At 63.6% G+C, this 346-nt stretch carries 1 pseudogene; it reads left to right on the forward strand.

Annotated features, from left to right (window positions below):
* A pseudogene (locus tag ACTVZP_RS22370) lies at window positions 1–346 on the forward strand (transposase); the annotation flags it as partial.

The following is a 346-nucleotide window of genomic DNA, read 5'->3' on the forward strand; positions in this document are numbered from 1 at the left end:
TCAGAAGACCCTGAAGGTCAACATCTCTTACCGCGGTTCGAACGGTCCGTTGCACCTGCTGGTCGACAGCACTGGGATCAAGGTCGAGGGCGAAGGCGAGTGGAACGCCCGCAAGCATGGCGACGCCAAACGTCGGGTCTGGCGCAAGATTCACATCGGCATCGATGAGAGTGAGGAGGATCGGGAAAGGCCCCAGTGGGGCGTTTCCCCGACGAACGCTGGAAATCCGCGCGGCCGAGTTCACGATCGGCGATGTCGGCGATGCGCCGATGCTGCCCGAACTGCTGGACCAGATCCCGCCCGACCAGGACATCGCCACCGTCACCGCAGACGGCGCCTTCGACAC

The organism is Rhodobacter sp. NSM, assembly GCF_052244495.1.
Taxonomy (GTDB): domain Bacteria; phylum Pseudomonadota; class Alphaproteobacteria; order Rhodobacterales; family Rhodobacteraceae; genus Cereibacter_A.